The organism is Streptomyces cirratus (assembly GCF_014650775.1).
GTDB classification, from domain to species: Bacteria; Actinomycetota; Actinomycetes; order Streptomycetales; family Streptomycetaceae; genus Streptomyces; species Streptomyces cirratus.
Genome location: NZ_BMVP01000002.1, coordinates 29,732 through 42,320 on the forward strand (window position 1 = coordinate 29,732; position 12,589 = coordinate 42,320).

Below are 12,589 nucleotides of genomic sequence, written 5' to 3' on the forward strand. Positions count from 1 at the left end.
GGGCGGCCCGGGACCCTCGTAGGCTCCGGCCACCGGGCCGTCGTGGGACACCTTCGGACGGGCCGGTCCAGGGGGACGCGAGCGGGGGGAGCCGTGTCGATGTCGGAGCGGGACGTGCCGGGGCAGCCGGCGACGGTGGGGGAGTTCATCGGGGCGTTGCGGTCCCTCAAGGCGGTGGAGGGGCTGTCCCTGCGCGAGTTGCAGCGGCGCACCGGGCTGCCCCGCACGACCATCGCGCACGCGCTGGAGAGGGAGCGGGAGTCGCTGCCGCCGTGGGACCGGGTCCTGGCGCTGCTGCGGGCCCTCGGGGTGGCCGAGAGCGAGCTGCCGGGGTGGCGGCGGGCATGGACGGGCCTGCGACTGGCGGCGGACGCCGGCGCGAGCCCCGCGCCCGTCGCGCCGCCCCCCGCGGTTGAGGTCGCCCCGCCGCCGCCGGTCGGGGTCGCCCCGCCCACGGCGGAGGTCCTCCCGGGCCCCACGGGGGCGGACGGGGGAGGCGAGCCCGCCGACGGGGCGGGGAGAGCCGTACGCGGAGCCCGGCGCGGCCCCACCGTGCGGCGGGTCCTCACGCACTCCGCGAGCCTGCTCCTCGGCGTCTGCGTCGGTGTCGGCGCCATGGAGGGCCTGACCGGCGCGGACCCCGCCGGGGGGCCGGCCGGCGTCAAAGTGGGGTTCCCGGTGGAAGAGCAGCCCTGTCCGCCGCCGACCGCCAATGCGGCGCCCTCCTCGGCGGGGGCCGCCGACGCCGGCCCGCGGACCGGGGACGAGCCGGCCGCCTGGGTGGCGCGGGCCGCCGCGGACCAGCAGATCCTCGGCGGCACCGACGTGGTGCTGCCGGTCACCAACGCGGTCACCGAGGGAAACGCGCTCGTCGTCACGATGATGCTGACCGCCACCTGCCCCGGCCCGGTCACGGTGACCGACACCCGGGGGAACGCCTTCCGAATCGTGGCCGACGAGACCGATGCCCGCCTGCACCGGACGCTGGTCCTCGCCGCCTTCCACGTCCGTCCGCTCACCACGGCGGACTCGATCAGGGTGAAGTACCCGCACGCGAGCAAGTACCACGTCGCCGTGGACGAGTTCAGCGGGATCAGCCGGGCCGTCGGGTACGCGCAGGCGCACGGCGAATCCGGCCAGACCGCGTTCAGCACCTCGTCGACCCGGCTCGACTGCGCCGCCGGGGACCTCGTGGTGGGCACGGTCGGCTCCAACAGCGGCACCGCCCCGGTCTTCACCGCCGAGTGGACCGCGCTGCCCGTCCTCAGGCTGTCGTCCTACCGGCTGTCCACGGCGTACCGGATCGTCCCGGCGGACCAGATGTGCGCCGCCACGGGGACCACCACGTCCCAGTGGGGAGCGGCCGCGGTGGTCTTCCGCTGAGGGGCGCCCCCCCAGCGGTGGTCTTCCGCTGATGAGGGCGCCCCGCGGGCCGTCTAGTCGAACCAGCGGTCTCGGGCCAGTTCCGCCGTGCGCGAGGGGTCCTCCAGCAGGGCCGCGACCTCGAAGCGGCGCGGCCACTGGCCCGCCGACCAGGCGAGACCCGCCGCGACGCCCTCCAGGGTGGCTGCGTGCACGGTGCCGTCCGGGGTGCGGCGCCAGTCGAGTTCCGTGCCGCCCGCCACGAGTTCCTCGTGCTCGACGTACGTGAGCGGCGTGGCGGGGCCCAGCAGGACCCGTACGGACTCCGGGACCTCGTGCTCCTCCCCCGGGGTGGTGACCTCCGCCGGGACGGTGTCCGACAGACGGCGCACCTGGAGCAGCTCCGCGAGGTCGGCGGCCTGTGCGGGCGCGACCGGCAGCAGGGGCAGGCCCGCGGTCAGGGGCAGCAGGTCCGGGGCGTCGGCGATCAGCGCGTCGGCCGCGTCCACCACGCGGACCTCGCCGTCCACGACCGCCCGCAGGTCGTCCGGGAGGGTGACCTGCTCGGGGTCCAGCTCGGCCAGCGCCCCGTAGAGGGCGTGCAGCTGCCGGTCGGAGACCTCCCGGTCGGGGTCGGCGAGGCGGCCCAGGAGCTCGGCCGCGCCGCCGGGCTCGTCGAGCAGGGCGTGCACGGAGGTCCGTACGCCCAGGGCCCGCAGCACCTGCTCGTCCTCGAAGCCGGTGGCGTCGGCGGGGGTGTACAGGCCGGCCAGCAGCGGGTCGCCGCCCGCCGCGCGCAGGCCGGCCGGGCGGCGGCCGTCGAGCACGGGGTGGTCGCGCAGCCACCAGGCGGTGTACGGGCGCACGGAGCGGGTGGTGCCGTCGGGGAGCAGGACGCGCACGGGCTGGGTCAGCGCGTCGCGCAGCGGGGGCTGGGCGAGCATGGCCAGGGCCTGGGGCCAGCGGTCGTCGTCCACGAGGTCCAGGTCCCGTACGCCGATCAGTTCGGTGGCCACCGGCGGCAGGGGGGTGTCGGGGAGCTGGTCGAGGAGGTCCTCGCACCACACGTCGACGGCGTCGAGCAGGCCCGCGTCGTCGGGTTCGGCGAAGTCGCCCTCGCGGGGCTCCAGTTCGTCTGGGTCCAGGACCACATCGGTGGCGCGGACCAGCTGGAAGGTGCCCAGTACCCCGACGGCGGTGAGGGTTTCGGCGTCCCACCGCTCGGCGAGACCGGCGTCGAGGTACGGGATCTCGTCCTCGCGGACCACCGACGCCAACGGGGACCCGGGCAGCAGCAGTTCGCCCGCCGGGGTCGGTTCGCCGTCCTCGTCGGGCAGGGCGAGCGCTCCCAGCCACGGTTCGTCACCGGGCTCCAGGGCGGCGTCGCGGACCAGGGTGAGGACCACCTCGGCCAGCTCGTCGGCGTCCAGCCCGTCCTCGTCCCAGACCTCCCCCGCGTCCAGGGAGGCCGCCACCGCCGCCCGTACCTGCGGGGTCGTCAGGACCGCGCGCGGGGTCGCCGGGAGCGCGCCGAGCCTCTCCAGCAGCGGGTGCACGGCGTCGGGGTGGGCGACCTTGAGCCCGAGGCGGGCCAGGCTCGCGGGGGTGTCCGCGCCGGGCAGCAGGATGTGCCGCGGGCCGATCGCGGTGCGGCCGTCGGCCAGCGGCACGGGCAGGCCGGAGAGCCGGTCCGGGTCGACGCCCGCGAGGCTGTCGTAGAGCCGGTGCCACCACTGCGGGGTCCGCTCGATGCCGGCGATCCGCTCGATGGCGTCACCCAGCGGAAGCCGGCCGACGCCCAGGTGGCGCAGCTCGGGGCGGCGCTCCAGCCCGGCGGGCAGCAGGGTCGGCAGCACCTCCGCGAGGACCCGTACGGTGTCGGCGCCGGCGCCCTCCACCACCTCCGCCTCGAAGGGCCGCAGCGCTTTCAGCTCCTCGGAGGGCACGGCGGGCGCGAGGAACGCGGTACGGGGCAGCCGCTGGAGGACGGCGGCGCGCAGGGCCCCGTCGAGTTCGCTCTTGCCGAGCGGGCCGGGCACCAGGTCGACGAGGCCGGTGCTCACCGGTTCCCAGGAGCCCAGGAGTTCGGCGTAGGCGTCGGCGGCGCGCTCCACGAGGAAGTCGGTCAGCGGCCCGGGCGCGGGGTGGCGGCGGCTGGTGTCCAGCGGCAGGGACGCGATGAGCAGGGCGGGGATGCCCAGCGGCTCGTCGGTCGGGGTCGGCGCGTGGACGACGGGCGCGGTGCGCGGGTAGAGGGGCGTGCCCTCGATGTCGGCGGGCACGGCCCAGGTGACCGTCCAGAACGGGCGCAGCCGTTCCTCCACGGGCCGGTCGGCGAGCAGCGCCGCCTCGATGGGGCCGCTGTGGCGGACGGTGCGCCAGCGGTGCGTGCCGGAGGCGGAGTCCTCGATGACGGTGTACGGGCCCTCGGTGCGCCGGTACAGCACCCGGTGCCCGGCGGCGGGGGTCTCCACGACGACCTCGCGCAGCCCGGGCAGCGTCAGGAGCAGCGCGTCGTCGATGCCGGCCAGCAGCCGTTCCACCAGTTCCTCGGCGGCGGCGTCGCGCAGCGGGAGGACCACGACGGTGTCGTAGCCCTGCGGTGCGGTGCCCTCGGCGGGCAACGGCAGGCGCAGCAGCGGGACGTGGCCGTCGCGGCGGCGCAGCTCGTCGCCGAGGCCGGGGCTGCCGCCCGCGGCGTCCCGGGCCAGTTCGCGGGCTTCGGCGAGGGACCAGCGGACCCCGCCGTGGCGGCCGAGTACGGCGGGCTCGTCGGTGACGGCGAGGACGGCCGCGAAGCCGACGCCGAAGCGGCCCACGGTCTCGGCGGAGCCGGCCGCGCCGGCGGGTTCCCGCTTCGCCGAGGCCCGTAGCGTCGACAGCGACTCCACGCCCGCCGCGTCCAGCGGGGCGCCGGTGTTGGCGACGGCCAGCACCGCGTGGCCGGTCTCCCCGTCGCCGGGGTGCAGGGTGAGGCGCAGCCGTCCCGGTACCCCGGCGCGGGCTGCCGCGTCGGCGGCGTTCTGGGCCAGTTCCACCACGAGCCGGTCGCGGTAGCCGCCCAGCGCCAGGTCCTCCTCGGCGTTGGCGTCCTCACGGAACCGGGCGGGGCCCGCGCCCCACGCGTCGAGCACCCCGCGCCGCAACCGGGCCGTACCGAAGGGATCCACGCCGCCCTGGGCCGCCGTCACTCGCACGCTCACGCCGCTGCCTCCACGTATTACCGGACCCACACCCGGGGCGCCGGGCCCCGGACCTCTTGACGGTATCGCGTGCGCGGCCGCTCCCCGCCGGTGAGGTGGGCGGGACGACACCCGGGCGGACCACCGGCGACGGCGGGAGCCCCCGGCGCCGGACGGCACCGGGGGCTCCCGTCGTGGACCCGCGCGTTACAGCTTTTCGATCACGTAGTCGACGCAGGCGGTGAGGGCCTGCACGTCCGCCGGGTCGATCGCCGGGAACATCGCGACGCGCAGCTGGTTGCGGCCGAGCTTGCGGTAGGGCTCGGTGTCCACGATGCCGTTGGCGCGCAGCGCCTTGGCGACGGCGGCCGCGTCGATGTCGTCGGAGAAGTCGATCGTGCCGATGACGGACGAGCGCTTGGCCGGGTCCGCGACGAACGGGGTCGCGTACTTCGACGCCTCCGCCCAGCCGTACAGGTTGCGGGCGCTTTCCGCGGTGCGGCCGGTGGTGAACTCCAGGCCGCCCTGCGAGTTCATCCATTCCAGCTGCTGGTTCAGCAGGAAGAGGGTGGCGAGCGCCGGGGTGTTGTACGTCTGGTTCTTGAGCGAGTTGTCGATCGCGGTGGGCAGCGAGAAGAACTCGGGGATGTGCCGGCTGCCGGAGGCGTGGACGCGGGCCGCGCGCTCCAGGGCCGCCGGGGAGAACGCCGCGAGCCACAGGCCGCCGTCGGAGGCGAAGGACTTCTGCGGGGCGAAGTAGTAGACGTCGGTCTCGGTGATGTCCACCGGCAGACCGCCGGCGCCCGAGGTCGCGTCCACCAGGACGAGGGACCCGGCGTCGGCGCCCGCGACGCGCTTGATCGGTGCCGCGACACCCGTCGAGGTCTCGTTGTGGGTGTACGCGTACACGTCCACGCCCGCCTCGGCGACCGGCTCCGGGTGGGTGCCCGGCTCGGAGGAGATGACGGAGGGGGCGTCCAGCCACGGCGCGAGCTTCGCGGCGGTGGCGAACTTGGAGGAGAACTCACCGAAGGTGAGGTGCTGCGACTTCTTCTCGATGAGACCGGCGGTCGCGATGTCCCAGAAGGCGGTGGAGCCGCCGTTGCCCAGGATCACCTCGTAGCCCTCGGGCAGGGAGAAGAGGTCCCGGAGTCCCTGGCGCACCGAGCCGACCAGGTTCTTGACCGGGGCCTGGCGGTGTGAGGTTCCGAGCAGGGAGGTACCGGTGGCGGCGAGGGCGTCGAGCGCCTCGGTCCGCACCTTGGAGGGGCCCGCGCCGAAGCGTCCGTCGGCGGGCTTGATGTCAGCGGGAATCTGGATCTCAGCCACGAGCGGAGCGTATCGGGTCCCGGACGCCGTCCCGGAAGCGCGTCCACCCGGTGAGACGCACGGCGGCGGTGGCAGGGTGGACGGTGTGACGGCACCCGGGGAACTCGAACGGACATTGCGGGCCGAACTGCGCGGGGACGTGGACTTCGGCGCCGCCGCGCGGGCGCTCGTGACCATGGACGCCTCCAACTACCGGCGTGTCCCGCTCGGCGTCGTCGCCCCGCGCGACGCCGAGGACGTGGCGACGGCGCTGCGGGTGTGCGCCGCGGCCGGGGTCCCGGTCGTGCCGCGCGGCGGCGGGACCTCCATCGCGGGCCAGGCGACCGGCACCGGGGTGGTGCTCGACCTCACCCGCCACATGAACGCCCTGGTGGCCCTGGACCCGGCCGCCCGGACCGCCGTCGTCCAGCCGGGCCTGGTCCTGGACCGGCTGCGGGACGCGGCGCGCCCGCACGGGCTGACCTTCGGTCCCGACCCTTCCACCCGCTCCCGCTGCACCCTGGGCGGGATGATCGGCAACAACGCCTGCGGGGCCCACTCGGTGGCCTGGGGCACCACCGCCGACAACGTGACGGAGCTTGCGGTGACCGCGTACGGGGGCACCTCCCACCGGATCGCCACGGGCTGGGCGGGCGCGCCGCAGGGCCTGCGCGAGCTGGTGTCCGGGAACCTGGCCGTCCTGCGCACCGGCATGGCCGGGGGCTTCTCCCGCCGCATCTCCGGCTACGGCGGCCTCGACGCGCTGCTCCCCGAACGCGGGGTGGGGCTGGCCCGCGCGTTCTGCGGGAGCGAGGGCACGCTCGGGGTGGTGACGGAGGCGGTGGTGCGCCTGGTGGAAGCGCCGCGCGCGCCGGTGCTCGCGGTGCTGGGGTACGCCGACGAGAGCGCGGCGGCCGACGCGGCGGCCGGGCTGCTCCCGCACCGGCCGCTGACGGTGGAGGGCATGGCCCGGGACCTGGTCGGCGCGGCGGCGCACGGCCTGCCGCGGGGCGGGGCGTGGCTGTTCGCCGAGATGCGGGACGAGGGCGCCGCCCGGGCGCTGGTGCGGGCCGCCGACTCCGTGGACGCGGCGCTGGTCACCGACCCGGCGGGGCAGCGCGCGCTGTGGCGGATCCGCGAGGACGCGGCGGGCACGGCGACGCGGCTGCCGACCGGGGAGATGGCCTGGCCGGGCTGGGAGGACTGCGCGGTGCCGCCGCAGCGGCTCGGCGCCTACCTGCGGGAGTTCCGGGCGCTGCTGGCGGAGCACGGGCTGCACGGGTCCCCGTACGGTCACTTCGGGGAGGGCTGCGTCCACGTACGGATCGACTTCGACCTGGTGACGGCGGCGGGGGTGGCCCGCTTCCGGGACTTCTCCGTCGCCCTCGCCGACCTCGTCGTCTCCCACGGCGGCTCCCTGTCGGGGGAGCACGGGGACGGGCAGGCGCGGGCCGAACTGCTGCCGAGGATGTACGGGCCCGAGGTGCTGGAGCTGTTCGCCGCGTACAAGGACGTGTGGGATCCGGCGGGCGGCATGAACCCCGGGATGCTGGTCCGCCCGGCGCGCCTGGACGAGAACCTGCGCTTCGCGGTGCTGCCGGCGACGCCCTTCGCGGGGGAGGTGGCGCGCTGCGTCGGCGTCGCCAAGTGCCGCGGTACGCAGCCGGCGGGCGCGGAGGTGATGTGTCCCTCGTACCGGGTCACGGGCGAGGAACGGCACTCCACGCGCGGGCGGGCGCGGCTGCTGCACGAGATGCTGGCGGGGGAGATCGTGACGGACGGCTGGCGCTCCGCGGAAGTCGCGGAGGCCCTGGACCTGTGCCTGGCCTGCAAGGGGTGCCGCAGCGACTGCCCGGTGGGCGTGGACATGGCCACGTACAAGTCCCAGTTCCTGGAGCGCCACTGGGCGGGGCGGATCCGGCCGCTGTCCCACTACACGCTGGGCGGGCTGCCGCAGTGGCTGTGGCTGATCGCGGCGCTGCGGGCGGCGGGGCCGGCCGGCGCCGTGGCCCGCCGGCTGCCGGTACCGGGCCTGGACCGGCGGCGTGCGCTGCCGCCGCCGGCGCGGGAGCCGTTCACGCGGTGGTGGCGCCGCGCCCGGACGCCTTCGCGTGGAACGGGCGCCGCTGTCGTGCTGTGGCCCGACACCTTCACGCAGTACCTGTCGCCCCGGACCGGTCGGGCCGCCGTACGGGTCCTGGAGGCGGCCGGGCTGGGGGTGAACCTGCCGCCCGGGCGGGTCTGCTGCGGCCTGACGTACCTCTCCACCGGGCGCCGGGAGCACGCCCGCAAGCTCCTCACCCGCACCCTCGACACCCTCGGGGAGGTACGGGCCCCGGTGGTGGTCCTCGAACCCAGCTGCGCGGCGGCCCTGCGCACCGACCTGCCGGCCCTGCTCCCCGACGACCGGCGTGCCCCTCGCCTGGCGGCGGCCGTCCGGACCTTCGCCGAGGTGCTGGAGGAGTGCGCCCCGCAGTGGCGGCCGCCGCGCCTGGACCGGCCGGTGGCGGGACAGACCCACTGCCACCAGCACGCCGTCCTGGGGGACGCGGCCGACCGCCGGCTGCGCGAGCGGGCCGGCCTCACCGGCGGGCTCAGCGGCGGCTGCTGCGGGCTCGCGGGCGACTTCGGTTTCGAGCCGGGCCACCACGAGGTGTCGGTGGCCTGCGCGGAGGAGCAGCTGCTGCCGTCGCTGCGGGCCGCGCCCGCGGAGGCCCTGTTCCTGGCGGACGGCTTCTCCTGCCGGACCCAGATCGCCCAGCTGGGCGGGGGCCGCCGGGCCCGCCACCTCGCGGAGGTCCTCGCGGAGGGGCTCGGGGAGGGGCTCGGGGAGGGTCTTTAGCCGGGGTTACGGGGGTGTGCGCGAGGTAAGGCGGAACGCGGCATGGCACCCGTTACGTACCCCTTAGCCTGGTGGAATGACCCCGTCCTCCCCGGCCCCGTCCTCCTCCCCGTCACCGTCCTCCCCGTCACCGTCCTCCCCGGCCCCGGCCCCGGCCCGGGCCTCCGGCGCGCCCGGTGTGCGGGCGCCGTCGGCCGGCGGTGCCCTCGACCGTGCCCGCGCACGGTTCGGGCCGGTCGCGCTGGTGGTCTCGGCGGGGATCTCGGTGCAGTTCGGTGCCGCCCTCGCCGTCATGGTGATGCCCCGGACGGGCGCGGCGGGCGTGGTCACGCTGCGGCTGGCGGCGGCGGCGCTGGTGCTGCTGCTGGTGTGCCGGCCCAAGGTGCGCGGCTACGCGCGGGCGGACTGGACCACCGTGTTCTGGTTCGGCGTCACCATGGCCGGCATGAACGGCCTCTTCTACCAGGCCATCGACCGCATCCCGCTCGGCCCCGCCGTCACCTTGGAGGTGCTCGGCCCGCTCGCCCTGTCGGTGGTCGTGTCGCGGCGCCTGGTGAACGTGCTGTGGGCCGCCCTCGCCCTGGCCGGAGTGACCCTGCTCGCCGGCCACGGCGGGGGCGGCTTCGGCGGCCTCGACCCGCTGGGCGCGGCCTTCGCGGTCGGCGCGGGCGGGATGTGGGCGGCGTACATCGTGTTCAGCGCCCGGACGGGCCGCCGCTTCCCGCAGGCGGACGGCCTGGCCCTGGCGATGGCCGTCGCCGCGGTCATCTCGCTGCCGCTCGGAGTGGTCGAAGCCGGCTCCGACCTGGTCGTCCCGGGCACCCTGGCGCTGGGCCTGGGCGTGGCCGTCCTGTCCTCCGTCCTGCCGTACACGCTGGAGCTGCTGGCCCTGCGCCGGCTGCCCGCCCCGACCTTCGCGATCCTGATGAGCCTGGAACCGGCCATCGCGGCGAGCGCCGGCTTCCTGGTGCTGCACCAGGGCATGTCCCTCGGGGACGCCCTCGCGATCGCGCTGGTGATCGCGGCGAGCATGGGCGCGGTGCGGTCGCAGGTCGGCGGCTCGTCCGCTCAGGGCGCCAGCGGCAGCTCCAGGTACGAGGGCGTCGCCTCCGGTGAGGTGAAGGAGAGCGTCGCGCGAGGCAGGTTGGGGTCCGAGTAGAACGGGTCGCGGGCATCGACGACCAGCAGTACGCGGTGCCCCCGCGGGACGTCGTAGGCCGTCGCCTGGAGGTCGATGTCCGCGCTGACCAGGCTGTCCGGTGCCGAGTCGAGGTCGCTGTACGGGGCGTGCGTGATGATGTGGGCGCTCCCGTCGGGCGCGGTGTCCATCAGGTACGCGACGAAGCCGGAGCCCGGGTTCGCCGCCCGGTAGGTCACCCGCAGCCGGGGCGTGCCGCGCAGCCGTAAGACGGCCTCCTCGGGGGCCGCGGCCCAGACGGCGGCCACGGTGCGGTCGATGTCGGCAGTCGGGTAGACCTTCGGCAGTCCCGCGATCTCCGCGTATCCGGAGCGGACGATCTGGTCGGCGACGGTGGCCGGGGTGTCGATCCCGCACACGACGGTCGCCGTCCAGCCCGCCTCCGGCTTCTCGGCCAGTTCCCCGCCGCCCGCGAGGTGCACCCGGCGGACGCCTCCGGTGAGGGCGTGCCAGGTGGGAGCGGCTTCGAGGGCCTTGCTCCACATGACCTCCGCGACCACCTGCCCCTCGTCGGCCATGCCGTTGTCGATGCCCTTGAGGTGGTGGTCGAACCAGCGGTGCGCGTCGGTCCAGATCCGGTTGGGCAGTCCGAGCATGCCCGGCATCTCCGGGGCCGAGTGGTCGCCGATGGAGAAGTCGAGGCGCTTGGGGCCGGTGAGTTCGTTGAACATCTTGAGGGTCTGGTTGCCCGGGAAGAGCGTCTCGTGCCAGGCCTGCGCGAACAGGACGGGGACTCGGCGCCGGTTGAGTTCCTTGACGTGGGTGAAGGGCGAGCGGGGCTCCGCCCAGCGCAGGGCGCCCTCGATGTCCCGGTTGGCCAGGACGCTCTCGAATACGCCTTGCGTCTGCGCGCTGAGCCGGGCCCGCGCCGCCGCGCTCAGCAGGGCCTGCACGGCGGCGACGTGGCGGGTGGAGTTCTCCAGGAAGGCCTCGCCCAGGTCGCCCCAGGTGCTCAGCGCCACCACCGCGTCCACGCGGGTGTCGTGCGCGGCGACGAGCTGGCTGATGCCGGATCCGTACGAGTCCCCGAGGAAGCCGATCTTCGTGACGGGTCCGGAGGTGCGCTCGATGAGGTGGTCCAGGGCGCGGCTGCCGTCGGCGACGTCGAGCGGGCCGGCGACCTCGACCTGACCCTCGGAGGCGCCGAACCCGCGTGCGCTGTAGGCGAGGACGTCGTAGCCGCGCGCCGCGAAGAGGCTGGCCTGGACGGCGTACGTGAGCCAGCCGGCGTCCGTCCAGGGCGAGGGCATCACGATCACCGGGCGGGGCTGCGGCCCGGTGTGCCGCCACAGCGCGGCGTCGAGCATGGCGCCGCCGGCGCCGGTCACCTTGCCGCGGCTGAACACGGCGAGCGAGCGCACCTCGGCGACGTCCAAGGCCCGGGCGGGGGACAGGCCCGTGACGTCGCCGGTTTCCAGGGCGGCGACGAAGGCGGCCAGGGCGGTGGCATCGAGTTCGGGGTAGAGGGAGAGGTCGGCTGGGTTCGCGTAGGTCACGTCGGTTCGTCCTCTTCGTCGAGTGCCTCACGTGCCATGACAGGAGCGGGGTGTGCGTGCCGCGCCGCAAGGGGGTTCCGCGGTTCCGGGCGGCGGGGAATTCAGTATCGGCGCGACATCGCAGACGTTCCGCGCGTTTCCCGGCGTACGGCCGAAAGGGCCCCCGTGCCCACGGGCGGTCCACGACCGGCGGCCGCTGCCGCCGCCCATGCCGGACCTGGGGTCGCCTCAATTCGCCTGCGGATAGACACAGTTGCCGTGGGTGGCGGGAACGCGACAGCGTCCGCCCGGACCGAGTCGAAAATCATGCAAGCATGCTTGATTGTTTTGCGGACCCCTGCCAGGCTTCCCCCACGCCGAGAAGGGGAGCGCACCGTGCCCGATCCGTCCGCTGTCGCCGTCTTCGCCGATCTCCGTGCGGAGGGGAGCGAACTCGACTCTCTGGTGGGGGAGTTGCCCGAGGCCGGCTGGGCGGCGCCCACGCCCGCCGCCGGATGGACCATCGCCCACCAGATCGCCCACCTGCACTGGACTGACCGGGCCTCGCTGCTCGCCCTCACCGATGCCGATGGCTTCGCCGTCATGGCGCAGGTGGCCGCGAAGTCCCCCGACACCTTCGTGGACGAGGGCGCCGCCGAAGGGGTACTGCTGGGCGCCGCCGAGCTGCTGGCCCGGTGGCGCGCGGGGCGGGCCGCGCTCGACGAGGCGCTCGCCGCCGCCGATCCCGGTGCGCGCTTCCCCTGGTACGGGCCGCCGATGAAGGCCGCCTCGATGGCGAGCGCCCGGCTGATGGAGACCTGGGCGCACGGGCAGGACGTCGCCGACGCGCTGGGCGTCCGGCGGACCCCGACGGCCCGGCTGCGGCACGTCGCGCGGATCGGGGTGCGGGCGCGGGACTACGCGTACGCGGTACGGGGCCTGCGGGCGCCCGGCGAGCAGTTCCGGGTGGAACTGCTCGCCCCCGACGGCGCCGGGGTGTGGTCGTTCGGGCCCGAAGACGCCGGGCAGCGGGTCACGGGACCGGCGCTGGACTTCTGCCTGCTGGTCACCCGGCGCGCCCACCGCGCCGACCTCGCCCTGACGGCGACCGGCCCCGACGCGGAGCGCTGGCTGGACATCGCGCAGGCCTTCGCGGGTCCGGCGGGTTCCGGTCGTGCACCGTCGGCCGCCGACGGGGAGGGCTCCCGGTGACCGGGCGGCG

General features: G+C 75.7%; 7 protein-coding genes. 4 read left to right on the forward strand and 3 right to left on the reverse strand.

Annotation, left to right across the window (positions count from 1 at the left end; genetic code table 11):
- The first annotated feature begins 99 nt into the window (after nt 1-99).
- Complete coding sequence (locus IE207_RS05055) at nt 100-1,383, forward strand: helix-turn-helix domain-containing protein (RefSeq protein ID WP_190182835.1); 1,284 nt, start codon at nt 100-102, stop codon at nt 1,381-1,383.
- A gap of 53 nt (nt 1,384-1,436) precedes the next feature.
- Here IE207_RS05055 and IE207_RS05060 read toward each other — a convergent pair whose 3' ends face one another.
- Both IE207_RS05060 and serC read right to left on the reverse strand, forming a co-directional pair.
- A complete protein-coding gene (locus IE207_RS05060; RefSeq protein ID WP_190182836.1) occupies nt 1,437-4,565 on the reverse strand; it encodes a sacsin N-terminal ATP-binding-like domain-containing protein in 3,129 nt (1,042 codons plus the stop codon).
- 186 nt (nt 4,566-4,751) lie between these two features.
- Complete coding sequence (gene serC / locus IE207_RS05065; protein ID WP_190182837.1) at nt 4,752-5,873, reverse strand: phosphoserine transaminase; 1,122 nt, start codon at nt 5,871-5,873, stop codon at nt 4,752-4,754.
- Between the two features lie 85 nt (nt 5,874-5,958).
- On the opposite strand from serC, the gene IE207_RS05070 reads away from it, so the two are divergent.
- Both IE207_RS05070 and IE207_RS05075 read left to right on the forward strand, forming a co-directional pair.
- Nucleotides 5,959-8,694, forward strand: a complete 2,736-nt coding sequence (locus tag IE207_RS05070; protein WP_373304671.1) for an FAD-binding and (Fe-S)-binding domain-containing protein — start codon at nt 5,959-5,961, stop codon at nt 8,692-8,694.
- A gap of 76 nt (nt 8,695-8,770) precedes the next feature.
- Nucleotides 8,771-9,853: an EamA family transporter gene (locus tag IE207_RS05075; protein WP_190182839.1), complete on the forward strand. Its 1,083-nt coding sequence runs from the start codon at nt 8,771-8,773 to the stop codon at nt 9,851-9,853.
- Here IE207_RS05075 and IE207_RS05080 read toward each other — a convergent pair.
- Nucleotides 9,763-11,388 carry an alpha/beta fold hydrolase gene (locus IE207_RS05080; protein WP_190182840.1) on the reverse strand — a complete coding sequence of 542 codons (1,626 nt, stop codon included), beginning with the start codon at nt 11,386-11,388 and terminating at the stop codon, nt 9,763-9,765. The two genes, IE207_RS05075 and IE207_RS05080, sit on opposite strands and share 91 nt — an antisense overlap.
- Nucleotides 11,389-11,763: 375 nt before the next feature.
- Between IE207_RS05080 and IE207_RS05085 the strand changes: the two genes are divergently transcribed.
- Nucleotides 11,764-12,579, forward strand: a complete 816-nt coding sequence (locus IE207_RS05085) for a TIGR03084 family metal-binding protein (protein ID WP_229873372.1) — start codon at nt 11,764-11,766, stop codon at nt 12,577-12,579.
- Nucleotides 12,580-12,589 lie beyond the last annotated feature (10 nt).

Excerpts from the sequence above, each read along its gene's own strand:
- IE207_RS05055 (WP_190182835.1), top strand. The coding sequence starts at position 100 with ATGTCGGAGCGGGACGTGCCGGGGCAGCCGGCGACGGTGGGGGAGTTC.
- IE207_RS05075 (WP_190182839.1), top strand. The coding sequence starts at position 8,771 with ATGACCCCGTCCTCCCCGGCCCCGTCCTCCTCCCCGTCACCGTCCTCC.